Source organism: Kitasatospora sp. NPDC085879 (assembly GCF_040686255.1).
In the GTDB taxonomy this organism is placed as follows: domain Bacteria; phylum Actinomycetota; class Actinomycetes; order Streptomycetales; family Streptomycetaceae; genus Kitasatospora.
The window spans coordinates 1-22,350 of the sequence record NZ_JBFBJZ010000025.1 but is presented as its reverse complement, the minus strand read 5'-3'; the positions used below and the strand labels follow the sequence as shown (position 1 = coordinate 22,350).

Genomic DNA, 22,350 nt, shown 5'->3' with positions numbered 1-22,350 from the left:
GTGGTGCGACGGGGCGCCCGGTGGCGGCGCCCTCGTGGGAATCAACGGAAGGATGCCGCTCGTTCGTTCCCCGGCGCACCCCGGGCGGGCCGCCCGGGTGCACCCCGGGCGGTCAGAAGAGAGTGCCCCCGACCACCTGCAGGACCAGCTGCGGAGCCACCGAGAGCACCACCGCGCCGCCGGCGGTGAGCGCCAGCGCGGCGGCCAGCGGGCCGGGGGTGCGGGCCGCGCGGACCTCGGCTCCGACCCCGGCGGGCGCGAACAGCCGGGCCGTCCACAGCAGGTAGTAGTAGAGGGCGATCACCACGTTGACCGCCATCACCACGGCCAGCCAGCCGAGCTTCGCGTCGACGGCGGCCTGGAAGACCACGACCTTGCCGAACAGGCCGATCACGCCGGGCGGCAGGCCGGCCAGGCAGAGCAGGAAGAAGGCCATCGCGAGGGCGCTCCAGTGGCCGCGGGCGAACAGCCCCCGGTGGTCGTCCAGCCGGGTGCCGGCCGTCCTGGCCACCACGGCGGCCACGCCGAAGGCGCCCAGGTTGACCACGCCGTAGATCAGCGCGTAGGCGACGGTCGCGCCCAGCGGGTGCGGGGTCCCCCGGTAGCCGGCCGCGGCCAGCGGGACGAGCAGGTAGCCGGCCTGGCCGATGGAGGACCAGGCGAGCAGCCGCACCGCGCTGTGCGGGGTGTCGCCGCGCTGCCGGAGCGCGGCCACGTTGCCGACCGTCATGGTGAGCGCGGCCAGCACCGCCAGCACCAGACCCCAGGTGTGCCCGTACGGGTGGAAGGCGATCGTGGTGACGAGGGCGAGCCCGGCCAGGCCCGCCGCCTTGCCGACCACCGACAGGTAGCCGGCCACCGGGATCGGCGCGGCGGTGTAGGTGTCCGGCAGCCAGAAGTGGAACGGCACCACGGCGCCCTTGAAGGCGAAGCCGACCAGGGTGAGCACGGCGCCGGCCTCGGCCAGCGGCTTCAGCTGCCCCGGCACGTGGGCCAGCCCGTCGGCGATCGGGCCGAGGTGGATCGAGCCGGTCGCGGCGTACACGAAGCCGACGCCGAGCAGCATGACGGCGGTGGCGGTGACCGAGGAGAGGAAGAACTTGAGCGCGCCCTCGGCGCCCCGGCCGTCCCGGCGCAGTGCGACCAGCGCGAAGGCCGGCAGCGAGGCGACCTCCAGGGCGATGATCAGCGTCGCCAGGTCGCGGGACGCGGGCAGCAGTGCGGCGCCGGAGGCGCTGGAGAGCAGCAGGAACCAGTACTCGCCGCCGGGCAGCTTCTCCTCGTCCACGGTGTGCAGCGAGAGCAGGACGGCGATCAGGGCGCCGCCGAGCGCGATCAGCTGGAAGGCGAGCGCGAAGTGGTCGGCGGTGTAGCTGCACGCCCCGCCGGCGGCCTTCAGGCAGAAGGTGGAGCGGGCGTCGCCGCGGACGAGTGGCAGCAGCGCGGCCAGCGCGCCCAGCAGGCCGGCCGCCGAGGCCCAGCCGAGGAGGCGCTTGCGGCCGGCCGGCAGGAAGAGGTCCGCGACCAGCACGGCGAGCGCGGCGAGCGCCGCGATCAGCGGCGGCGCGACGGCGACCCAGTCCACGGACTGGATGAGGCCGCCCGGGTCGGCGACGGCGATCAGGTTCATGGCGGGCTGCCCCAGGAGAGGAGGTCCGAGCGGGGTGCTGGTCACGGCTCAGCCACCCCCGAGCAGGTGCTTGACGGCCGGGTCGGAGAGGCTGAGCAGCAGGGCGGGCCAGAGGCCGGCGACCAGGGTGAGCGCGGCCAGCGGCGTCCAGCTGGCCGCCTCGTACGCCTTGATGTCGGGCAGGTCGGTGACCAGGGCGGGCTGCTTCGGGTCGCCCATGCAGACCCGGCGGACGACGACCAGCAGGTAGCCGGCGGTCAGCAGGGTGCCGAGGCCGGCCAGCACCATGTAGGTGACGAAGGCGGGCCGGGAGAGACCGGCCGCCGGGTCGAAGGCACCGAACATGGCGAGCAGCTCGCCCCAGAAGCCGGCCAGGCCGGGCAGGCCGAGGCTGGCGACGGCGGCGAAGGCGAGCAGGGCGCCGATCCGCGGGGCCCGGCCGTACAGGGCCGCGCCGGTGGCGCCGGCCAGGGTGTCCAGGTCCGAGGTGCCGTAGCGGTCCTTGACCGCGCCGACGAGGAAGAACAGCAGGCCGGTGATCAGGCCGTGCGCGATGTTGCCGAACAGCGCGCCGTTCACGCCGGCCGGGGTGAGCGAGGCGATGCCGAGCAGCACGAAGCCCATGTGGCCGACCGAGGAGTAGGCGATCAGGCGCTTGAGGTCGCCCTTGGCGCCCTGCCGGGCCAGCGCGAGGCAGGCCAGCGACCCGTAGACGATGCCGACGGCGGCGAACGCGCCCAGGTAGGGGGCGAAGGTCGAGGCGCCGTCCGGGACGATCGGCAGCAGCACCCGGACGAGGCCGTAGGTGCCCATCTTCAGCAGCACGCCGGCCAGCAGCACCGAGCCGACGGTGGGCGCGGCGGTGTGCGCGTCCGGCAGCCAGCTGTGCAGCGGCCAGGCGGGGGCCTTCACGGCGAGGCCGAGCAGGATCGCCAGGGCGGCGACGAGCTGGGTGGTGTGGCTCAAGCCCTCGCCGTGGGCGGCGGCCAGCCGGGTCATGTCGAAGGTGCCGGCCTTGAAGCCGATCAGCAGGAAGCCGAGCAGCATCACGGCGGAGCCGAGCAGCGTGTACAGGATGAACCGGTTGGCGGCCGGCACCTTGGCGCCGCTGCCCCAGCGGGCGATCAGGAAGTACATCGGGATCAGCACGACCTCGAACGCCACGAAGAACAGCACCAGGTCGAGCACCGCGAAGGTCGCCAGCATGCCGACCTCCAGCAGGAGCAGCAGGCCGGTGAAGGACTGCGCGGAGGGCACGCCCTCGCCGGCGGGCAGCCGGCGGGTGGAGTACAGCGCGCAGAGGAAGGTCAGCAGCGCGGTGAGGACGAGCAGCGGCAGCGAGATGCCGTCCACGCCGAGGTGCAGCCGGACGTCGATCGCCGGGATCCAGGCGACGTCGGTGACGCCCTGCATCACGGCCGGGCGGTCCTGGTCGAAGCCGATCGCGAGGGCGACGGCGAGCGCCAGGGTCGCGCCGGTGACGCCGGTGCCGAGCCACAGGGCGCGGCGGTCGGCGGCCGCGCGGTCCCGGCCGAGCGGGACGAGGGTCGCGGCGGCGCCGGCCAGCGGCAGCAGCAGGAGGGCGATGAGGACTGCGTTCATCGGGGGCTCCAGGTTCGTGCTGCGGCGGGTCGGGTCGGGGTCGGGGTGTGGCTCATGTGCCGACCGCCACCAGGACGGCGAGCAGGACGGCCCCGGCGAGCAGCGCGTTGAGGTAGCTCTGGGCGTTGCCGGTCTGGGCGCGGCGGACGAGCCAGCCGAGCGCGTTGGCACCGTTGCCGGCGCCGCGGACGTACGTCTCGACGACCTCGCGGTCGAGGAAGTTCACCAGCCGGGCGGCGGCCGCGGTCGGGCGGACGAACAGGGCGCTGTACAGCCGGTCCACGCCGAAGCCGTGCTGGGCGAAGCGGTACACCGGGCCGAGCAGCAGCCGGCCGGGGTCGGCGGGCGCCGCCCCGGCGGCGGCCTGCCGGGCCGAGGCCGCACGCCAGGCGGCGTAGCTGATCAGGATGCCGGCCACGGCGAGGCCGGTGCCGAGGACCGAGGTGGCGAGGGTCGGGCGCAGCGAGCCGCCGTCGAGCAGCGAGGGCAGCCACGAGTCGCGCAGTCCGAGCAGGCCGAAGGCCATGGTCGGGACGGCGAGCACCCAGAGCGGCCAGCGCATCGCGGCGGGCTCGGCGGTGGCCGGGTCGGCCTCGTCGATCTCGGGCGAGTACGGGGCCCCGGCGGCGGGCGCGGCGGCGGGCGCCCCGGCGGTGCGGCCGTGGAAGGCGGTCAGCCAGAGCCGGGTGGAGTAGGCGGCGGTGAGCAGCGCGGTCAGGCCGGCGGCGACCAGGACGATCCAGCCGGCCGCCTCGGGCACCGCGGCGGCCGGGCCGGCGCCGCGGGTGAGCGCCTCGCCGTGGGCGGCGTGCTCGGCGGCGGTGAACACCGACTCCTTGGAGAAGAAGCCGGTGAACGGCGGCAGGCCCATCAGGGCGACCAGGCCGATGCCCATCGCCCAGTAGGCGTCGGGCACCCGCTTGCGCAGGTCGGGCATCCGGGACATGGCGGAGATCGAGTTGGTGTGCGCGGCGTGGATGACGACGCCGGCGGTGAGGAAGAGCAGGGCCTTGAAGACGCCGTGGCCGACCAGGTAGAAGACGGCGGAGTCGCGGTCGCCGGAGGCCAGGGCGCCGGCCATGTAGCCGAGCTGGCCGACGGTCGAGTAGGCGAGCACCCGCTTGAGGTCGTCCTGGGCGAGGGCGCAGAGCGCCGAGCCGACCATGGTGACGGCGGCCATCACGGCGAGCACCACCAGGGCGGCGGAGGAGAGCAGGAAGACCGGCATCAGCCGGGCGACCAGGTAGATGCCGGCCGCGACCATGGTCGCCGCGTGGATCAGCGCGGAGACCGGGGTGGGGCCGGCCATCGCGTCCGGGAGCCAGGTGTGCAGCGGGAACTGGGCGCTCTTGCCTGCCACGCCGCCGAGCAGCAGCAGCGCGATCAGCGTGGGGTGGCCGAGGCGCCCCTCGGTCGCGGCGGCCAGCACGTCGGTGATCCGGAAGCTGCCGGCGTCCGCGCCGAGCACGAAGATGCCGAACAGGAACGGCACGTCGCCGAGCTTGGTGACCAGGAAGGCCTTGAGCGAGGCGGAACGGGCGTCCTCGGTCTCCCAGTGGTGGCCGATCAGGAAGTACGAGCAGATGCCCATGACCTCCCAGCCGACCAGCAGCACGATCAGGTCGCCGGAGTACACGACCAGGAACATCGCCGCGGTGAACAGCGAGACCAGCGCCGCGTACGAGGGGTAGCGGGGGTCGTCCTTGAGGTACGCGGTGGAGTAGATCTGCACCAGGGTGGCGACCAGGCCGACCAGCAGCGAGATCAGGACGGAGAAGCCGTCCAGGTGGAGCGCGAGCGAGACGTCGGGGCCGCCGGTCGGGGTGAGCCGGGTGGCGGCGTCCAGGCTCTGCCCGGTGCCGAGCTGTACGGCGACGACCACGGCGAGCACCGCGGAGACGGCGACCGGCAGGACGGCCAGCGGCCGGGCGAGGCCGGGGAACTTCTTGCCGGTGGCGAGGCCGGCGGCCGCGCCGAGTGCGGGCAGCGTGGGGACGAGGATCGGCAGGGCGAGGTTCATGCGGCCTGGCCCTCCGGCTCGGCGGCGGCAGCCTCCGGGGCTGCCTCGGACGGGTCGCCGAGCAGGGTGAGCCGGTCGACGTCGGCGGTGCGGCGGGTGCGGAAGACCAGCAGCACGATGGCGAGGCCGAGGCCGATCTCGGCCGCGGCGACCGTGATGGTGAAGAGGGTGAGTGCCTGTCCGGCGTGCACGGCGTCGCGCAGCCAGGCGTCGAAGGCGACCAGGTTGAGGTTGACGGCGTTGAGCATCAGCTCGACCGACATCAGCACCAGGACGACATTGCGCCGGGCGAGCACGCCGTACACGCCGACGCAGAACAGCAGCGAGGCGAGGACGGCTGGGTAGGCGAGGTGCATCGGCGTCAGCGCTCCTGCGCGGGGGCGGTCGGGGCGGTCGGCGGAACGGGCTGGGCGGGCCGGGCGGGCCGCGCCTGGCTGCCGATGGGTTTGCCGGCGCGCAGCTTGCCGGCGCGCGGCCGGGGCAGCGTGCCGGAGGTGCTGCGGGAGAGCACGATCGCGCCGACGAGGGCGGCCAGCAGCAGCACCGACAGCGCCTCGAAGGGCAGCACCCAGTGGCGGAACAGGTACTCGCCGGTGGCGCGGGTGGAACCGCCGCCCGCCGTGAGGTCGATCCAGCTGCTGCGGAAGGCGTCGGTGACCAGGGTCACCAGGGTGCCGGCGGCGGCCAGCGCCACCAGCAGCGCGGCCCAGCGGTTGCCGGAGTCGGCGTCCGGCGAGCGGCCGATCGGCGCCCGGGTCAGCATCAGGCCGAACAGCACCAGGACGACCACCGAGCCGAGGTAGATCAGCACCTGCACCCAGGCGATGAACTCGGCGGTGAGCAGCAGGAACTCCACGGCGAGGCCGCCGAGCGCGACGACCAGCCAGAGCGCGGCGTGCACCAGCTGCTTGGTGGTCACCGAGACGACGGCCGCGCCGAGCACGGCCAGGCCGACGAGCAGGAAGACGATCTCCACCCCGGTCGGGGAGAGGAAGGACCGGGCGGCGGGCTCCAGCGAGCCGGTGGCGGCGAGCAGCGTGCTCATGCGTCCTCACCCTCCTGGGCGGCCGCGGCGGCCAGCTTCTCGGCCGCCTTGCGGGCGGTCGCGATCTCCTTGGGCTCCTCGGCGCCCGGGTCGAGGGCGGGCGGTGCGGGCACCGTCCACATCCACTCGCGCAGCCGCTCCCGCTCGTGGGTGAGCTCCAGGATGTCGGTCTCCGCGTACTCGAACTCCGGCGACCAGAACAGCGCGTCGAAGGGGCAGACCTCGATGCAGATGCCGCAGTACATGCAGAGCGAGAAGTCGATCGCGAAGCGGTCGAGCACGTTGCGGGTGCGGGCGCGGGCGTTCGGGTCGGCGGCGGGCAGCGTCTCCTTGTGGGAGTCGATGTAGATGCACCAGTCGGGGCACTCGCGGGCGCAGAGCATGCAGACCGTGCAGTTCTCCTCCAGCAGCGCGATGACGCCGCGGGAGCGCGGCGGCAGCACGGGCTGCACCTCGGGGTACTGCGCGGTGACGCTCTTGCGCGTCATGGTCCGCAGGGTGACGGCCAGGCCCTTGGCCAGGCCGGTGCCGGGGATGTTCAGAGCCATCAGGAGATCGCCACCTTGACGATGCCGGTGAGGGCCAGCTGGACGAGCGCGAGCGGGATGAGCACCGTCCACGCGAAGCGCATCAGCTGGTCCTCGCGCAGCCGCGGGTAGGTGACCCGGAGCCAGATCACCACGAAGGCCAGCGCGAAGGTCTTGAGCAGGGTCCACAGCCAGCCGAGCGAGTCCGAGAACGGGCCGTGCCAGCCGCCGAGGAAGAGCACCGTGGTCAGGCCGGCGACCACCACGATGCCCGCGTACTCGGAGAGCAGGAACAGCGCGAAGCGCAGACCGGTGTACTCGGTGTACGCACCGAAGATGATCTCCGAGTCGGCGATCGGCATGTCGAACGGCGGCCGCTGGAGCTCGGCGAGACCCGCGGTGAAGAAGACGAACGCGCCGATCGCCTGCCACGGGATCCACCACCAGTGGAAGGCGTCCACGATCCCGGGCAGCGCCACCGTGCCGGCGGCCATCGCCACCGAGGCGGCCGCGAGCAGCATCGGCAGCTCGTACGACATCAGCTGGGCGGCCGTGCGCAGACCACCGAGCAGCGAGAACTTGTTGGCGGAAGCCCACCCGGCCATCAGCGAGCCGAGCACGCCGATGCCCATGACGGCGAGCACGAAGAAGATGCCGGCGTCGATCGCCTGGCCGACGAAGCCGCCCGGGCCGATCGGGATCGCCAGCAGCACCAGCAGGTACGGCAGCAGCGCGACGGCGGGCGCCAGCTGGAAGATCCGCCGGTCGGCACCGGCCGGGACGACGTCCTCCTTCTGCGCGAACTTGACGCCGTCGGCGACCAGCTGCGCCCAGCCGTGGAAGCCGCCGGCGTACATCGGGCCGAGGCGGCCCTGCATGTGCGCCATCACCTTGTGCTCGGTCTGGCCGATCACCAGCGGCAGCACCAGGAAGACCACCAGGGTGGCGACGCAGCGCAGCAGCGTGTCGAGGAGGTTCACGCTCCGTCTCCGTCCTGGCCGGGGGTCTGCGGGCTGTCGGGGTCCTGCGGGGCCGCGGGCTCGGCGGGCGCCGCGGGTTCTGCCGCGGGTTCGGGCTTCGCGGCGGGCTCGGCCGGTTCCGGCTTCGCCGGCTCCGCGGGAGCGGCGGGCTCGGGCTGGGCCGGGGTTTCGTCGTGGGCCGGGACGGGTGCGTGCCAGGGGGCGTCCGAGGACTGCGTCCGGGCGGTGCGGCGCGGCCGCTCCTCGGGGGGCTCGACCGGGGTGCCGGGCTCGGCGGGGGCCGCCGGGGCGGCGGCCTGGCTGACCGAGCCCTCGCTGATCGAACGGGTCCGCCGGGGCCGGTCGGCCCGGACGGGAGCGCCCTCGGCCCCGGCCGCAGCAGCCGCACCGGGTCCGGCGCCGGCCGCAGCAGCCGCGGCCCGCGGTCCCGCTCCGGCCGCCCGCGGGGTGCGCGCGGCACGGGCCGGGCGCTCGGCGACGGGGGGCAGGGTGCCCTTGAGCGGGCCCCACTCGTTGGGGTCGGGCACGCCGGGGGGCTGCATCTTGCGCCGCGCCGGGCCGTCGCCGTGGTCGGACTCGCCGGGCTCCTTGGCGCCCGGCCAGGCCTTGGCGACCCGGGCGGCGAGCACGAAGTCCTTGCGCAGCGGGTGGCCCTCGAAGCCGTCCGGCAGCAGCAGGGTGACCAGGTGCGGGTGGTCGGCGAAGTCGATGCCGAACATCTCGTGGGTCTCCCGCTCGTGCCAGCCCGCGCCGGCGTACACGCCGACGGCGGTGGGCAGGGCGGCCTTCTCGCGCGGCACCCGGGTGCGCACCAGCAGATGGCGGACGGCGCCGGGGGTGGCGATGTCGGCGAGGTGGGCGGCGACGGAGAAGCCCTCGGCGAGTTCGTCGACGGCGCTCAGCCAGTCGAAGTAGCTGAGGCCGAGGCCGTCGCGGGCGGCGGTGAGCGCCTCGATCCAGTGCTCGGCCGGGACGTCGACCGTCAGCAGGTCGTAGGCCTCGGCGGCGGTGGCCCAGGGGCCGATCGCGGCGGCCGTCCGCTCGGCCGGGGTCGGCTCGGCGGCAGGCTGCGCGGCGGCCTCGGGCACGGACTCGGCGCCCGGCACCGGCTCGGTGCCCGGCTGCTCGGGGGTGGTCACTTCGCGCCCTCCGGTCCGGCGACCAGTCCGCGGCGGAGCGCGGCGGCGGGCGCAGCGTAGCGCTGCGGGAGCGATTCGGCGGCGATCTTCTCCTGGAGCTTGAGGATGCCCTGGAGCAGTGCCTCGGGCCGCGGCGGGCAGCCCGGCACGTAGACGTCGACCGGGATGATCTGGTCCACGCCCTTGGTGACGGAGTAGGAGTCCCAGTACGGGCCGCCGGAGTTGGAGCAGGCGCCGAAGGAGATCACGTACTTCGGCTCCGGCATCTGCTCGTACAGACGCTTGACGGCCGGGGCCATCTTGTCGGTGACGGTGCCGGAGACGATCATCAGGTCGGCCTGGCGGGGGCCGGGCGCGAACGGGATGACTCCCATCCGGATGAAGTCGTGCTTGGCCATCGACGCGGCGATGAACTCGATCGCGCAGCAGGCGAGGCCGAAGTTGAAGCACCAGAGGCTGTAGCGGCGGCCCCAGTTGAGGACCACCTTGACCGGGTCCGGCGCGAGCCGGGCCAGCGGGCCCAGCCGGCGCGGTTCGACGGCGCCGGGGCGGGCCGGGTCGGGGATGCCGAGCGGCACGGGGCCGTCGCCGCCGTGCGCGTGGGCGTGGGTCACGTCCATTCCAGAACGCCCTTCTTCCAGGCGTAGAGCAGTCCGACCGCGAGGAAGCCGATGAAGACGAACATCTCCACCAGCGTCGCCGCCCCGTAGCCCGCGGCGGCGAAGACCGTCGCCCACGGGAAGAGGTAGATCGCGTCGACCGCGAAGATCACGTAAAGGAAGGCATAGACGTAGTACCGGATGTGGGTGTGCGCCCACCCCTCACCGACCGGGTCCACTCCGCACTCGTACGCCAGCAGCTTCTCCGGCGAGTACACCACCGGCCGCAGCAGCCGGTTGGCGGTGAACGACACCGCGACGAACAGCACGCCGACGACGGCGAGCAGCCCCACCGCCGCGTACGCGTCGAAGTAGCCGCTGCCCGCGGCAGCGCCGGCAGCAGCCAGCTGCCCCTTCATGCGTTCGCCTCCACATCGGCCGGACCCGCCGGGCGGCGGGATCCGATCTCTTTACGCGCCCATAACCATTGCTCAGGCGTGAGTCTAAGTGCACTGCTCGTCTACTCCTGAACCCGCCCGATCCGCAAGACGCATGCTGGACACCGGCCCCGGCGGCCCCGGGTGTCCCGCCAGCCCCGGGGGTGGGGATAACCCCCGTCCGGGGAGGGCGTCCAACCCCATGGCGGCGGGCTGCCGCGACCGGCGATGCTGGTCGGGCAGCGGGTGTCGGGGTGCCGCAGGGGCGCCCACTCGCTGGTCGGCGACGGGGACGAGGTCCGTCGGGAGGGCGGTGCACGCATGAAGGACCAGGTCGACCGCGGGGAGAAGGCGGCCCGGCCCTCCCTGTACGGGCGGCAGCTGTGGCTGCAGGTGCAGCACATGCTGCTCAACCTGCCGCTGGGCATCGCCGGGTTCGTCTTCACCGTGGTGACGCTGAGCGTCGGCCTGGGCCTGGCGGTGACGGTGCTCGGCCTGCCGTTGCTGGCGGTCGGCCTGGCGGGCGGCCGGTGGTTGGGGGCGCTGGCCCGGCGGCGGGCCCGCGCCGCGCTGGGCTCGGAGGTGCCGGAGGCGGGCCCGCTGACGCCCGTCCGGCCGGGGGTGGCGGGCTGGGTGGTGGCTTGCCTGACGGACGGGCTGAGCTGGCGCTCGGTGCTGTACGGGGTGCTGCTGCTGCCCTGGGGGATCATCGGCTTCACCCTCACGCTGGTGCTGGTGGTGGTGGGCTGGCCGGTGCTGCCGTGGGCGATGCGCGGTCTGGCGGCGGTCGAGCGGATGCTGGTGGGCGCCCTGCTCTGCCCGAACGCGCTGACCGAGCGGGTGCGGGAGCTGGAGGAGGACCGCGGCGCGGTGGTCGACACCGCGGCGGCGGACCTGCGCCGGATCGAGCGGGACCTGCACGACGGCGCGCAGGCGCGGCTGGTGGCCCTCGCCATGGACCTGGGCCTGGCCAAGGAGCACCTGTACGAGAGCCGGACACCGGAGGACGTGGCCGGTGCCGCGCGGATGGTGGACGCGGCGCACGGCGAGGTGAAGATCGCCCTGCAGGAGCTGCGGAACCTCGCCCGGGGCATCCACCCGGCGGTGCTCACCGACCGGGGCCTGGACGCGGCGCTCTCGTCCGTGGCGGCCCGCTGCACCGTGCCCGGAGGGGTGAAGGTCAACGTCGACCTGAAGGGCTCCGAGCGGCCGGACGCGGCGGTGGAGGGGATCGCCTACTTCACGGTCAGCGAGCTGCTGACCAATGTCTCCAAGCACGCCGGTGCCCGGACGGCGACGGTGGACGTCTGGCGTTCGGGCGACCGGCTGATGCTGACGGTGCGGGACGACGGCCGGGGCGGCGCCGACCCGCTGCGGGGCACCGGCCTGGCGGGGCTGACCGAGCGGGTGGGCGCGGTGGACGGGGTGTTCCTGGTGGAGAGCCCGGCCGGCGGCCCGACCTCGGTGACGGTCGAGCTGCCCTGGCGTACCCGGGCCGCCCGGGTCTGACCCGCCTCCGTCCGGCGGCTGCGGGCGTTGGAGGGCCCGGCGGCCGCCTCCCTTGCGCGGTGCGGCCGCCGGGCCCGGCCTCGGTGGCGGGGGTCAGCCGCCGGACGGCACCCGGAGCCTCGGCCCGGTGGGGCGAGGGCCGGCCGGGGACGGGCGGGTGGGTTCTTTCTTGGGGCGCACCGGGGCTCCTCCCGAGGCTGTGCGCGGGCGCGATGGACAGGCCGACTTTGTCAGCATTTCAGCTGTATGTCCGAATCGCCGTCACGGCACGCCCGGAGACTTCGCGACTGCCGGGCTCACGCCTCCAGCAGGGCGAACAGCTCCTCCCAGCGGTCGAGCACCCGGTCCGGCGCGTACCGGACGATCGCCTCCCTGGCCCGCTCCCCCATGGTGTCGCGCAGCTCCCGGTCGTCCATCAGCCGGCCGAGCTGGCGGGCCAGCGCGGAGGTGTTGCCGACCGGGGCGAGCAGCCCGTCCTCGCCGTCCCGGACGATCTCGTGCACGCCCGGCGCGCAGTCGAAGGCCACGCAGGGGACGCCGCAGGCCATCGCCTCCATGAGCGAGATCGGGAAGCCCTCGCCGCGCGAGGAGAGCACGAAGACCCCGGCGCCGGAGAGCGCCCCCGGCACGTCGTCCGTCCGGCCGCAGAACTCGACCGAGCCGTCCAGACCCAGCTCGGTGCACTGGGCGCGCAGCGCGTCCTCCTCCTCGCCCAGGCCGTAGATCTTCAGCCGCCAGCCCTCGCGGCCGCGGACGGCCTCGGCCCAGGTCTCCAGCAGCAGGTCGACGCCCTTCTCCTGGGCGAGCCGGCCGATCGAGACCACCGTGCGCTCGGCCGGGGCCACCGCCTCGGGCACCGGGAAGGGCAGCGGGTTGGGGATGCCGCAGGTGGAGTTCATGCCCTGCCGGATCCAGGCGTCCGCGTCCTCCTCGGTGAGCACCACCAGGCGGTCCACGTCCGCGTAGTGGCGCTGCACCCGGGCGAAGCGGGAGGAGGCGCGGCAGGTGTCGAAGGACTCGTGGCTCATGCCGACGACCTGAAGGCCCTTCAGGTCGGCGAGCGCCACCCACTCCATCGCCCACACCTGGGTGACGATCACCACGGCGCCCGGGCGGGCGGCGCGGAACATCGCGCTCATCCGCTCGGCGGCCTCCCGCATCCCGGCCGCGCGGGCGGCCTGCCGCCGCCGGGCGGCGACGTCCAGCCGCTGCCACGGGTAGGCGGGCGTCCAGGCGGCCGGCGGCTGGGCGTCGTACAGGGTGGTCATGCCGTACGGCAGGCCGTCGCCGAAGTCCTTGTGCAGCACGGCCGGGCAGATGCCGATCAGTTCGACCCGGTGGCCGCGGCCGGTCAGCAGCTCGGCCATCCGGTGCGACCAGCTGGCGACGCCGCCCAGCTCGTCGACGCTGTTGCTGACGATGAAGATGTCGCGGCTCACCGGCCGGCCTCCTGCTCCTGCTGGTCCTGGCCGTCCTGCTGCCCGCCGCGGCCCGCCGGGCCGAACATCAGGTCGGCGATCCGGGCCGCGGCGTCGCCCCGGTCGTACTCGCCGTACGCCTCGGCGAACTCCCGCCGCCGGTCGGCGTACTCCTTGCCGCCGGCCTCCAGGTCGTCCAGCGCCGCGTACAGCTCCCCGGCGTCCCGCAGCACCGGGCCCGGGGCCTCGCGCAGCAGGTCGAAGTAGGTGCCGCGGACGTCCTCGGCGTACTCCTCCCAGTCGTACGCGAAGAACAGCATCGGCCGGTCGAGCAGCGCGTAGTCGAACATCAGGGACGAGTAGTCGGTGATCAGCGCGTCCGCCAGCAGGTACAGCGGGGTGACGTCCTGCACCTCGGAGACGTCCACCACCCGGCCCCGGACGGACGGCGGCAGCACCACCCGGTTCAGGTAGTGGCAGCGCACCAGCAGCGTCATCCGGTCGCCGAACCGCTCGGCGAACTGCTCGACGTCGAAGGGCAGCTCGAAGGCGCGCACCGTGCCGCGGGCGTCCGCGCGGAAGGTCGGCGCGTACAGCACCACCGGCTTGGACAGGTCGATGCCGAGCTCGCCGGCCAGCTGCCGGTCCTTGCCGGCGTCCTCGCGCAGCAGCACGTCGTTGCGCGGGTAGCCGGCCCGCAGCAGCCGCTCCTCGCCGATCCGGTAGGCGGGCGCCAGGGTGCGCACGTCGTGCTCGGAGCGGACCACGAAGTGGTCGAAGCGGTTCAGCCCGGCCAGGAACTCGGCCTGCTGGACGGGCGTCTGCCGCTTCAGCGAGGCCAGGTCGAAGCCCATCTTCTTCAGCGCCGAGCCGTGCCAGGTCTGGATGTAGGTGGTCTCCGGGCGCTTGCGCAGCCGGTACGGGAAGCCCTGGTTGTCGACCCAGAACTCGGCCTGCGCCAGGGCCCGCAGGTACGGCCACGACCAGCGGCGCACCAGCTTCGCGCCGGACGGGAAGCCTTCGGTCGACTTGGCGTACGACCAGACGGGCTTCATCGGCGCGCCGCGGCGCACCAGCTCCTCGTACACCGCGCGCGGGCTGTCGCTGAACTGCCGGCCCTGCTGGCTCTCGAAGACCACCTGGCCCTTGACCACGGGCATCCGCTGCAGCAGCCGGTGGTAGACCTTCAGCTTGGTGTCGCCGCTGTTGAGGGTGCGCCGCAGTTGCAGCGCACCGCGGACGGTGCGCCGGGCCCGGTCGGCGGCCGTGTTGGCGAGCGCCGAGGCCTCGCCGCGCAGCGCCCGCTCGACGAGGTCGGTGCCGCGCCGGGCGGCGGCGCCCTCGGCGGTCAGCTCGAAGGCCAGGTGGCCGCGGGCGGTGGCGTGCGGGGTGAGCCGGTCGCCGGTGAGCCGGGTCAGCCGGGGCCGCACCGGGGCGGAGCCGGCCGCCGCGAGGTCGAGGTCGCCGACGGTGAGCCTGGTGGTGGTGCGCTCGCCGTTGGCGGTCAGCACGCAGCGGACGTCCCAGACCGCGTCGAGCACGCCGAGCGGCCGCAGCTTCCGGGCGAGGTCGGCGCCGGCCCGCCAGCTGATGCCGTCACCGTCGTGCCGGACCTCGGCGACGGGGAAGGAGAACGACTTCAGGCCCTTGCGGCGCGGCGTGAAGTCCAGCCGGGCGGCGAGCTTGGCGTCGGCCGGGATCCGGCCCAGCGGGTTGACGATCCGGCCGGCCAGCTCGACGCCCTGCGGGCCGGCCGCGCAGTGCGTGAGCCGGTTGCGCAGGAAGAGCTTGCGCAGCGGGGCCGCGTGGTAGCCGTGCGCCGTGACGTCGAGCACCGTGCGGCCCTCGGGGTCGTCGAGGTGCTCGGCGCAGAAGTACACCCGGCCGTCCTGCTCGGTGAGCGGGGCGGCGAGCTTGTCCCGGTTGATCAGGGTGTCGACGGCGGGCAGCAGGTTGTCCCAGTCGCCCTGCTCGAGCAGGTAGGCGCAGATCCGCTGCGGGCTGCCGACCTCCTCGTACGCCTCGGGGGCCAGGCCGGCCAGGTAGCCGCGGGCGTGCTCGGCGAACTCCTTGCGGAAGTCCTCCGGCAGGAAGGGCAGGTCGCGCAGGTGCAGCACCAGGTCGTGCTTGAGGAACTTGACGTCCTTGCGGTACCTGAGCTCGGCCATGCCGCGCTCGGCGAGCATCGCGTCGATCCGGCGGTGGATCTCCAGCCGGTCGGTGAAGTTGCGGATCTCGTGCCGGCGGTTGGAGAGCGAGCGCTCGCCCTTGCTCGGCGGGGCGACGTCCCACCAGTAGACCCGGTTGGGGATCAGGGTGATCCGCTCGGCGGCGAGGTACGCCTGCGAGGAGAAGAGCAGGTCCTCGTAGAGGATGCCGACCGGGAAGGTCAGCGCGTGTTCGGCGAGGAAGGTCCGGCGGTAGGCCTTGTTGGTGGACAGGGTGTCCCAGACCAGCAGGTCGGGCAGCTCCGCGATCGAGTCCAGGGTGCGGGTGCGCGAGTAGATCCACGGGTACCAGGCGTCGGTCTTGCCGTGCCGGCTGCCGAGGAAGCGCCGCACGCTGAGCCCGGAGACCAGGTCGGCGCCGGTGCGGGTGCCCGCCTCGTACAGGTTGCGGGCGGCGTGCTCGGCGAGCTCGTCGTCGCTGTCGAGGAACATCACGTACTCGCCGCGGGCCTCGGCGACGCCGTGGTTGCGCGGGGCGCCGCAGCCGCCGCTGTTGGCCGGCAGTCGCAGGGCCCGCACGCGGCCCGGGTTCTCCTGCTCCAGCCGCCGGGCCACGGCGAAGCTGTCGTCGGTCGAGCAGTCGTCGACGATCAGCACCTCCAGGCCGCGCAGCGACTGCCCGAGGGCGGAGGCCACCGCCCGGGGCAGCCGGGCGGCGTCGTTGTAGACGATCACGATGACGCTGACCAGCGGCTGCGCCTGACTGGAGGGCATGGAGCGGGGGTCCTTGTCGTCGGGTGGTGCGTGAGGGTGCGTGCTGAGGGTCTCCGACGCTGCCGCGGCGGCTCTGCCGATTGAGCCACGGCATCATGGGAATCGGATGAATTCTCCCACCGCGCGGGGAGTGCCCGTTCCGCGGGCGCCCTCCCGGCGGCGGTGCGCCCCGGCCCGGGCGGGCCGTTCGTCCTCAGCCGAGTCGGGCCAGCACCCGCCGCAGCCGGGCCCGGACGACCTCCCAGCCGCCGCGCACGCCGTCGGCGACGCGCATCCCGAGCTCCCCGTTGGTGGTCCCGTACGCCTGCACGAGGGCGAGCCGCAGCAGCGGCTTGTGAACGACCGCGTGCCGCTTGCCGAGGCCGGGCGCGCGGACGGCGGTGACGGCGCGGTCGCCGTTCTCGAAGTCCAGCCGGACCTGGAGCGACCAGGCGGTCATCTCGCCGACGTCGCGCAGTTCGAAGGCGTCCACGGCGGTCTCCGCGGTCCAGCCGCCGTCGGGGTGCGGGGCGAGCTCCAGCGGGCGGCGGACGACCAGCGGCGGGCCGAGCCGGGTGCGCAGCTCCAGGTACGCCCCGACCGGGCGGGCGGCGGAGGCCAGCCCGTACGGGTCGTGCAGCCGCAGCCGGACGGTGCAGACCGGGCCGAGCCGGACGGTGCCGTCGACGGCGAGCGGCAGCCGGGCCGGGCGCAGGGCGTCGAGGCCGGTGAGCGGCACGCCGTCGACCAGGACGGGCCGGCCGTCGTCGTCGGTGAGGTAGGGCGGGGCGAGCCGGGGCGGGGCGGCGGCGAGCTCGCAGGCGCGGGCCAGGTCGCTGCCGTCGACCGGTTCGGGGCGGGCCAGCAGCAGCTCGCTCAGCCAGCGGCCGGCGGGGGTGGCGCCGAGCAGCGGGGCGGGTCCGAAGCCGGCGAGGTGGGTGCGGGCGATCGCCCACCAGGCGGCGCGGTAGGCGGCCGGCTTCTGCCGCAGCTCGCGGATGTACATCCGCAGGTCGTGGTCGATGAACTTGGTGCGGGCGGCGTCCGCGAGGGCCGGTTCGCCGGCCTCGGCGAGGATCCGCACCGCGTCGGCGTGCGCGTCCACCCGGTCCTGCCAGTTGCGGACCTCGTCGCGGCGGAGCGAGATCGACTGGCGGCCGGCCTCCCGGCGGACGTGCCACAGGTAGACGGTGTCGCCGACCGCCACCAGCCGGGGGCGGGCCGCGTAGAGCCGGGCGGTGAAGACGAAGTCCTCGTAGTGCACCGGGCCCTCGGCGAACCGCACCTGGTGCTTGTCCAGGAAGTCCCGCTGGTAGAGCTTGTTGACGCAGAGGGTGTCGCGGAGGAACTCGGGCCGCTCGCCGATGCCCTCGTAGCGGCGGGGCGGGGCGCCGGCCGCGGGGAAGAGGTCGCGCTGCCAGGGGGTGTCGGTGCCGGCCGGCAGTTCGCGGCGCACGCAGACCCCGGCGACCACCTCGGCCTGCTCGGCGACGGCGGTCTCCAGCAGGGTCCGGACGGCGTCGGGGGCGAGCACGTCGTCGCTGTCGAGCAGCATGACGTAGGACGAGCGGGCGGCGGCCAGGCCCTGGTTGCGGGGGGTGCCGCAGCCGCCGCTGTTCTCGGTGCGCGTGATCACTCTCACGCGCGGGTCGGCGGCGGCGAGCCTGGTCAGGCGTTCGGGTGTGGCATCGGTGGAGGCGTCGTCGACCACGATCACCTCGGCGACGGAGTCCCCCTGGGCGAGCGCCGAACGCACCGCGTCGGTGATGTGCGCGGCATCGTCGAAGACGATCACCACGACGCTGACCTGGGGTGACGCGGTGGGCGCCGTGCCGGGAGTGCTGGCGGTCATCCCGCGACCTGCTCCTCCCGCTGACGATAACCGCCTGCGATCGTACCGGACCGTACTTATCGGGGTGTCGGACAACTCGACTCGAACACGCCCGACGCGCACGGGCCGCCGATCACCGCGGCTTCGAACGGGTGCCGCATAGGATCTCGGGCATGACTTGGTTGATCACGGGCGGCGCCGGCTACATCGGCGGACATGTCGTGCGGCAGCTGGCGGAGGCCGGTGAGCGGGTCGTCGTCCTGGACGACCTGAGCTCGGGTTCGGCCGGCCGGCTGCCCGCCGGGGTACCGCTGGTGGTCGGCTCCACCCTCGACCGGGACCTGCTGGACGGCGCGATCGCCGAGCACGGCGTCACCGGGGTGCTGCACATCGCGGCCAAGAAGCAGGTCGGCGAGTCCGTGGCGGAGCCGCTGCTCTACTACCGGGAGAACGTCGAGGGCCTGCGGACGGTGCTGGACGCGGCCGTCGCGGGCGGCGTCCGCAAGGTGCTGTTCTCCTCGTCGGCCGCGGTCTACGGGATGCCGGACACCGACCTGGTGACCGAGGCCACCCCGTGCGCGCCGATCAACCCGTACGGCGAGACCAAGCTGGTCGGCGAGTGGCTGCTCGCCGCGGCGGCGAAGGCCTACGGCCTGTCGACGGTCTCGCTGCGGTACTTCAACGTGGCCGGCTCGGCCTCCCCCGAGCTGGCCGACGACGGGGTGACCAACCTGGTGCCGATGGTCTTCCAGCGGCTCACCGACGGCCTGCCGCCGCTGGTCTTCGGCGACGACTACCCGACACCGGACGGCACCTGCGTGCGCGACTACATCCACGTGGAGGACGTGGCGGCCGCGCACCTGGCGGCCGTCCGCCGGCTGGACACGGCCGGGGAGCCGGTCAGCCTCACCCTGAACATCGGCCGCGGCGAGGGCGTCTCCGTCCGCGGCATGCTGGACGCGATCGCCCGGATCACCGGCCGCGCGGTGGAGCCCGAGGTCACCCCGCGCCGCCCGGGCGACCCGGCCCGGGTGGTGGCCGCGGCCGACCTCATCCGCAAGGAGCTCGACTGGTCGGCCCGGCACGGCGTCGAGGAGATGATCGAGTCCGCCTGGGCGGGCTGGCGGGCCCGCCACCCCGGGCTGTGACGGGCCGCTCCCCCGGCTGCTCCTACTGCGGCACCGCGGTGCCGTAGTAGGAGTCCAGTGCGTACACGCAGCGGTCCTTGCTGCCCGCGAACACCCGGCCGGCGACGGCCACCGGCGAGCCGGTGAGCTCGCCCTTGGTGCCGAGCTCCCAGCGGAGCCGACCGGTGGCGAGGTCGATGGTGTGCAGCGAGTGGTCCCGGCTGCCGAGGTGGACCAGGCCGTCGGCGACGGCCGGGGACCCGACGATCTCGCCGCGGGCGGCGTACCGCCAGCGCTCCCGCCCGGTCGCGGTGTCGAAGGCGTACAGGGTCTCCCCCGAGCCGAGCAGCACCGCGTTGTCCGCGACCACCGCCGGCTCGGCGCCCTGCCGGCTGCCCGTCCGCCCGCGCCAGCGCTCCCGCCCCGTGGCGAGGTCGACGGCGTAGAGCGTGCCGAGGTAGTCGGCGACGTACGCGGCGCCGGCGTCCAGCGCGGGCGGGGTGAAGAGCACCACGGGCGCGTCGAAGCGCCAGCGTTCGGCGCCGGTCGCGGCGTCCAGGGCGTGCACCCGGGAGCCCGAGGTGACGTAGAGCACACCGCTGCGCTCGACCGGGCGGGAGGGCACGTCCTCGCCGACCGGGAAGGACCAGCGCAGCCCGCCGCCGCGCGGGTCGACGCAGCGCAGCCGTCCGCCGCCGTAGTAGTAGGCGGCGCCGCCGATCAGGGCGGGGCCGGACTGCGGGTTCTCGTAGTCCTGCTGGGCGTCGTCGGCGCGCCACAGCTCCGCGCCGTTGGCGGCCGAACGCAGCTGGACGCCGCCGCCCCTGATGCCGCAGCAGAGCACCCCGTCGGCGGCGTCCAGCGAGTAGACCCAGCCGTCGAGGGAGTTGCGCCAGCGCTCGGTGCCGTCGGCGACGTCCACCGTGTAGAGGTGCGGGCCGTCGGCGGCGTGCACCCGGCCGTCGGCCACCGCGAGTGCCCAGGCGACGTCGCGGGTCTTCCAGCGGCGCTCGCCGGAGGCGATGTCCAGGGCGTGCACCTCGAAGCTGGAGACGAAGAGCGTGCCGTCGGCGACCACCGGGGTGCCCCAGACGTCGTTGGACATCCGGAACCGCCAGGGCCGCCAGCGGGGCGCCGGTGCGGGCGGCGGCACCGCGGCGCGGCGCACCCAGTCCGTGGCGGCGGGCGCGGCCGGCCCGGCGACGGGCTGCCCGGCCGCGGACAGGTCGGCCCGCGGGCCCGGCCCTATCCGGACGGGGCCGCCGGAGAGCCGGACCTCCTCCTCCCCGGCGGGCCTGCGGCGGGGCGCGATCCGCTCGGTGGCGGCCTCGCCGCCGAGCGAGCCGCTGCCCCGGCTGTCCGCGGGAGGCGCGGCCGGCTGCGGCGGCACGACGGGCGGTGCGGGCGGCTGGGCGACCGGGGCCGCGACCGGGCGGCGGCCGCGCTTCTGCTCGATCAGCTCCAGGCCGCTGTTCGGCAGCCAGTCCCCGGCGTCGCCGAGGGCGTCGTCGCGGGAGAACAGGTGCGGGGCGAGCTCGGCCTGGATCTGCGCGGGTGTCGGCCGGTGCTCCGGCGCGGGCCGCATGCAGGCCCGGACGAGGTCGACCAGCTCGAGCGGCAGCCCGGAGAGGTCCGGCTGATCGCGCAGCAGCTGGAAGACCGTCTCGACCGGGTTGGCGCCGCGGTACGGCGGGTGGCCGGTGGCACAGAAGACCAGCAGCGAGCCGAGCGAGAAGACGTCGCTGGCCCCGGTGACGCTGCGGCTGTCACGGGCCTGCTCGGGCGACATGTAGGCCGGGGTGCCGACGGCGACGTTGGTCATCGTGAGCCGGGTGTGCGAGACGCCGGCCGCGATGCCGAAGTCGATCACCCGGGGGCCGTCCTCGACCACCAGGACGTTGGACGGCTTGAGGTCGCGGTGGACCAGGCCGGCCGCGTGGATCGACTGGAGCGCCTCGGCGATGCCGGCGACCAGCCAGCGCACCGCGTCCACCGGGAGCGGGCCGCAGTGGTTGACCAGGTCCTCCAGCGAGGGCGCCGGCACGTACGCGGTGGCGAGCCAGGGCACCCGGGCATCGGCGTCGGCGTCGACCACGGCGGCGGTGTAGAAGCCGCCGACCGTCTTGGCCGCGGCGATCTCGCGGGCGAAGCGGACCCTGAACAGGTCGTCCTCGGCCAGCTCGGTGCGCACGGTCTTGATGGCGACCCGCCGGCCCGATGCGGAGCGCGCCAGGTAGACCAGGCCCATCCCGCCAGCGCCGAGCCGTCCCAGCACCTCGAAGGGCCCGATCCGCCTCGGATCGTGCGCCGTCAGCTGGTCCACTGAGCTGCCACCTCCCCGTTGTGCCGCCCCCCGTCCGGGGTGCGCACCCGATTCTCCAATGCCTGCCCCCCGGGAGCCAATCTCCCCCGCCCGCGGCGCGCGGGCGGGCCGTTCCGGACGAGCCGCGTCCGGTCCCCGAATACGCGCCCGGCGCCGCCGGGGCGGGGCCCGAACGCGACCCGACGCGACCCGCTCGCGACCCCGGCCGGGCCGACCGCCGACCGCTTCCGGCGATCACTGCCTGTCATCCGACCACCCCTCAGCAGACCGGCCGTCACGCTGTGGGGTCATCAGTGCACGGGGGGGCTACAACGGGAGCGCTGAATATCCGTCCGAGCCCTCCATTACCACCACGAGCGGCCTAATTGTCGCATCACCGAATCGCGCCAAGATCGTGCCACGGTAAGCTGACGGCATGACAGGACAAGTTCGCACCGTCGACGGTCGCGTCGCCGGGCGACGCGGACAGGAGACGCGGCAGAAGCTGCTCGACTGCCTCCGCGAGATGCTCAGCACGTCGCCTTACCGGGACGTCAAGGTCATCGACGTCGCCCGTATGGCGGGTACCTCCCCCGCGACCTTCTACCAGTACTTCCCGGATGTCGAGGGCGCTGTCCTCGAGATCGCAGAGGAAATGGCCGAGGACAGCGGCGGGCTCAAAGAGCTCGTCGAAGGAAAGTCCTGGGCAGGAAAGACCGGCGCCACCACTTCGGAAGAACTGGTGGACGGTTTCCTCACCTTCTGGCGCAAGAACGATGCCATTCTTCGCGTGGTCACTCTCGGTGCTGCCGAGGGGGACAAACGGTTCTTCAAGATCCGGATGAAGGTACTCAACTCGGTGGTCGCTCCGCTCACCGAGGCCGTTCGAACGAACCAGGGCAAGACCGACAAGACGATCGACCCGGCCGCTGTGGCGGGCTCGCTGGTCTCCCTGCTCGCGTCCGCGGCCGAACACCAGAAGGCCTTCACCTCCTGGGGCGTGAAGGTCAAGGACCTCAGGCCCAACCTCGCTCTTCAGGTCTACATGGGCGTCGCGGGCAAGAAGCCGCCGAAGTAGGCCGTTCCACCACATCGTCCACATCGCACGTGCGCCCCGGCCTCCTGTCCGGGGCGTGGCGGGCGGCGGCCGTGTCCTCGGGGGAGGTTCGCCGACGCACCGTGACGTGCCCGAGCAGCAGTGGGGCGCCGGAATCCACGGATTCCGGCGCCCCCCCCCGGTGGTGGGCCCCCCCCCACCGGCGG

Annotated in this window: 17 protein-coding genes; 3 read left to right on the top strand and 14 right to left on the bottom strand. The window is 74.1% G+C overall.

The window, feature by feature from the left end; translation table 11 throughout:
• Positions 1 to 112: 112 nt before the first annotated feature.
• The 10 genes from AB0P35_RS20225 to AB0P35_RS20180 all read right to left on the bottom strand — a co-directional run bounded on the left by AB0P35_RS20225 (position 113) and on the right by AB0P35_RS20180 (position 9,961).
• Positions 113 to 1,630 (bottom strand): NADH-quinone oxidoreductase subunit N, encoded by a 1,518-nt coding sequence (locus tag AB0P35_RS20225; RefSeq protein ID WP_363512451.1) that lies wholly within the window; start codon positions 1,628 to 1,630, stop codon positions 113 to 115.
• A gap of 48 nt (positions 1,631 to 1,678) precedes the next feature.
• A complete protein-coding gene (locus AB0P35_RS20220) occupies positions 1,679 to 3,232 on the bottom strand; it encodes an NADH-quinone oxidoreductase subunit M (RefSeq protein ID WP_363512347.1) in 1,554 nt (517 codons plus the stop codon).
• 52 nt (positions 3,233 to 3,284) lie between these two features.
• Positions 3,285 to 5,252 carry an NADH-quinone oxidoreductase subunit L gene (locus AB0P35_RS20215; RefSeq protein WP_363512345.1) on the bottom strand — a complete coding sequence of 656 codons (1,968 nt, stop codon included), beginning with the start codon at positions 5,250 to 5,252 and terminating at the stop codon, positions 3,285 to 3,287.
• Entirely contained in the window at positions 5,249 to 5,608 is a 360-nt protein-coding gene (nuoK, locus tag AB0P35_RS20210; protein WP_363512343.1) for an NADH-quinone oxidoreductase subunit NuoK, read from the bottom strand. The genes AB0P35_RS20215 and nuoK overlap by 4 nt, the downstream gene beginning before the upstream one ends.
• A gap of 5 nt (positions 5,609 to 5,613) precedes the next feature.
• Positions 5,614 to 6,297, bottom strand: coding sequence for an NADH-quinone oxidoreductase subunit J (locus tag AB0P35_RS20205; RefSeq protein ID WP_363512341.1), 684 nt, complete (start codon positions 6,295 to 6,297; stop codon positions 5,614 to 5,616).
• The gene (locus AB0P35_RS20200) at positions 6,294 to 6,845 is read right to left on the bottom strand and encodes an NADH-quinone oxidoreductase subunit I (protein WP_363512339.1); all 552 of its coding nucleotides are present in this window, start codon (positions 6,843 to 6,845) and stop codon (positions 6,294 to 6,296) included. Before AB0P35_RS20200 ends, AB0P35_RS20205 begins: the two co-directional genes overlap by 4 nt.
• Positions 6,845 to 7,804, bottom strand: coding sequence for an NADH-quinone oxidoreductase subunit NuoH (gene nuoH / locus AB0P35_RS20195; RefSeq protein ID WP_095874368.1), 960 nt, complete (start codon positions 7,802 to 7,804; stop codon positions 6,845 to 6,847). The genes AB0P35_RS20200 and nuoH overlap by 1 nt, the downstream gene beginning before the upstream one ends.
• A complete protein-coding gene (locus AB0P35_RS20190; protein WP_363512449.1) occupies positions 7,801 to 8,829 on the bottom strand; it encodes an NADH-quinone oxidoreductase subunit C in 1,029 nt (342 codons plus the stop codon). Before AB0P35_RS20190 ends, nuoH begins: the two co-directional genes overlap by 4 nt.
• Before the next feature lie 110 nt (positions 8,830 to 8,939).
• Positions 8,940 to 9,563: an NADH-quinone oxidoreductase subunit B family protein gene (locus tag AB0P35_RS20185; protein WP_363512337.1), complete on the bottom strand. Its 624-nt coding sequence runs from the start codon at positions 9,561 to 9,563 to the stop codon at positions 8,940 to 8,942.
• Positions 9,554 to 9,961 carry an NADH-quinone oxidoreductase subunit A gene (locus AB0P35_RS20180; RefSeq protein ID WP_095874366.1) on the bottom strand — a complete coding sequence of 136 codons (408 nt, stop codon included), beginning with the start codon at positions 9,959 to 9,961 and terminating at the stop codon, positions 9,554 to 9,556. Before AB0P35_RS20180 ends, AB0P35_RS20185 begins: the two co-directional genes overlap by 10 nt.
• A gap of 339 nt (positions 9,962 to 10,300) precedes the next feature.
• Between AB0P35_RS20180 and AB0P35_RS20175 the strand changes: the two genes are divergently transcribed.
• Complete coding sequence (locus AB0P35_RS20175) at positions 10,301 to 11,488, top strand: sensor domain-containing protein (RefSeq protein WP_363512335.1); 1,188 nt, start codon at positions 10,301 to 10,303, stop codon at positions 11,486 to 11,488.
• A 296-nt stretch (positions 11,489 to 11,784) separates the two neighbouring features.
• Here the strand turns inward: AB0P35_RS20175 and AB0P35_RS20170 are convergent, their stop codons facing one another.
• The 3 genes from AB0P35_RS20170 to AB0P35_RS20160 all read right to left on the bottom strand — a co-directional run bounded on the left by AB0P35_RS20170 (position 11,785) and on the right by AB0P35_RS20160 (position 17,679).
• Positions 11,785 to 12,927 carry a glycosyltransferase gene (locus AB0P35_RS20170; RefSeq protein ID WP_257019157.1) on the bottom strand — a complete coding sequence of 381 codons (1,143 nt, stop codon included), beginning with the start codon at positions 12,925 to 12,927 and terminating at the stop codon, positions 11,785 to 11,787.
• Positions 12,924 to 15,848: a bifunctional glycosyltransferase family 2 protein/CDP-glycerol:glycerophosphate glycerophosphotransferase gene (locus AB0P35_RS20165; RefSeq protein ID WP_363512333.1), complete on the bottom strand. Its 2,925-nt coding sequence runs from the start codon at positions 15,846 to 15,848 to the stop codon at positions 12,924 to 12,926. Before AB0P35_RS20165 ends, AB0P35_RS20170 begins: the two co-directional genes overlap by 4 nt.
• Positions 15,849 to 16,041: 193 nt before the next feature.
• On the bottom strand, positions 16,042 to 17,679 hold the full coding sequence (locus AB0P35_RS20160; protein ID WP_363512331.1) for a glycosyltransferase family 2 protein: 1,638 nt from the start codon (positions 17,677 to 17,679) through the stop codon (positions 16,042 to 16,044).
• A gap of 152 nt (positions 17,680 to 17,831) precedes the next feature.
• On the opposite strand from AB0P35_RS20160, the gene galE reads away from it, so the two are divergent.
• The gene (gene galE / locus AB0P35_RS20155) at positions 17,832 to 18,806 is read left to right on the top strand and encodes a UDP-glucose 4-epimerase GalE (RefSeq protein WP_363512328.1); all 975 of its coding nucleotides are present in this window, start codon (positions 17,832 to 17,834) and stop codon (positions 18,804 to 18,806) included.
• A 22-nt stretch (positions 18,807 to 18,828) separates the two neighbouring features.
• On the opposite strand, the gene AB0P35_RS20150 is transcribed toward galE, so the two are convergent.
• Positions 18,829 to 21,108 (bottom strand): serine/threonine-protein kinase, encoded by a 2,280-nt coding sequence (locus tag AB0P35_RS20150; RefSeq protein ID WP_363512326.1) that lies wholly within the window; start codon positions 21,106 to 21,108, stop codon positions 18,829 to 18,831.
• A 415-nt stretch (positions 21,109 to 21,523) separates the two neighbouring features.
• On the opposite strand from AB0P35_RS20150, the gene AB0P35_RS20145 reads away from it, so the two are divergent.
• Positions 21,524 to 22,165: a TetR family transcriptional regulator gene (locus tag AB0P35_RS20145; protein WP_095874360.1), complete on the top strand. Its 642-nt coding sequence runs from the start codon at positions 21,524 to 21,526 to the stop codon at positions 22,163 to 22,165.
• The last annotated feature ends 185 nt before the right edge of the window (positions 22,166 to 22,350 follow it).

What these genes read in the sequence shown, in the direction of transcription:
- AB0P35_RS20225 (WP_363512451.1), bottom strand. Translation starts at nt 1,630, where the DNA reads ATGAACCTGATCGCCGTCGCCGACCCGGGCGGCCTCATCCAGTCCGTG.
- AB0P35_RS20200 (WP_363512339.1), bottom strand. Translation starts at nt 6,845, where the DNA reads ATGGCTCTGAACATCCCCGGCACCGGCCTGGCCAAGGGCCTGGCCGTC.
- AB0P35_RS20180 (WP_095874366.1), bottom strand. Translation starts at nt 9,961, where the DNA reads ATGAAGGGGCAGCTGGCTGCTGCCGGCGCTGCCGCGGGCAGCGGCTAC.
- AB0P35_RS20165 (WP_363512333.1), bottom strand. Translation starts at nt 15,848, where the DNA reads ATGCCCTCCAGTCAGGCGCAGCCGCTGGTCAGCGTCATCGTGATCGTC.
- AB0P35_RS20145 (WP_095874360.1), top strand. Translation starts at nt 21,524, where the DNA reads ATGACAGGACAAGTTCGCACCGTCGACGGTCGCGTCGCCGGGCGACGC.
- AB0P35_RS20205 (WP_363512341.1), bottom strand. Translation starts at nt 6,297, where the DNA reads ATGAGCACGCTGCTCGCCGCCACCGGCTCGCTGGAGCCCGCCGCCCGG.
- AB0P35_RS20185 (WP_363512337.1), bottom strand. Translation starts at nt 9,563, where the DNA reads ATGGACGTGACCCACGCCCACGCGCACGGCGGCGACGGCCCCGTGCCG.
- AB0P35_RS20215 (WP_363512345.1), bottom strand. Translation starts at nt 5,252, where the DNA reads ATGAACCTCGCCCTGCCGATCCTCGTCCCCACGCTGCCCGCACTCGGC.
- nuoK (WP_363512343.1), bottom strand. Translation starts at nt 5,608, where the DNA reads ATGCACCTCGCCTACCCAGCCGTCCTCGCCTCGCTGCTGTTCTGCGTC.
- AB0P35_RS20175 (WP_363512335.1), top strand. Translation starts at nt 10,301, where the DNA reads ATGAAGGACCAGGTCGACCGCGGGGAGAAGGCGGCCCGGCCCTCCCTG.
- AB0P35_RS20160 (WP_363512331.1), bottom strand. Translation starts at nt 17,679, where the DNA reads ATGACCGCCAGCACTCCCGGCACGGCGCCCACCGCGTCACCCCAGGTC.
- AB0P35_RS20220 (WP_363512347.1), bottom strand. Translation starts at nt 3,232, where the DNA reads ATGAACGCAGTCCTCATCGCCCTCCTGCTGCTGCCGCTGGCCGGCGCC.
- galE (WP_363512328.1), top strand. Translation starts at nt 17,832, where the DNA reads ATGACTTGGTTGATCACGGGCGGCGCCGGCTACATCGGCGGACATGTC.